Below are 326 nucleotides of genomic sequence, written 5' to 3'. Positions count from 1 at the left end.
AGTCTCACTTGTGCGAAATCCTGAATAATGGCGTTGGCTTTATCCAGCGTTTTGTTCAATAGTCCTATCTGCTGCTGATAATTTTCAATTAACTTCTTTTGATCGCTTACCTGTTGACTGAGGTGTTCATTCTTGAGCTTTTCAAGTGCTAATAGGTGTTCAATGTCCGTATTGTACTGAACACTGTGGTTGTTCAAAGGCGTACTTTGGACAGTGTTCGCTGAACGTTCAGTACGTTTTTTAGAAATTGGCTCACCAAACACGCGCAACATCTCAGATGTGTCTATTTTCTTATCTGATGTTCTGGAAAGCTCGCCATCATTGAC

At 40.8% G+C, this 326-nt stretch carries 1 pseudogene; it reads right to left on the bottom strand.

From position 1 onward, the window contains the following. Window positions 1–326 (bottom strand): annotated as a pseudogene (locus AAEY72_RS14355) (plasmid replication DNA-binding protein); the annotation flags it as partial.

The sequence above is a fragment of the Psychrobacter sp. W2-37-MNA-CIBAN-0211 genome (assembly GCF_040309405.1).
GTDB lineage: Bacteria > Pseudomonadota > Gammaproteobacteria > Pseudomonadales > Moraxellaceae > Psychrobacter > Psychrobacter glaciei.
The sequence above is the reverse complement of the archived record's forward strand: the minus strand, read 5'-3'. Positions and strand labels throughout refer to the sequence as shown.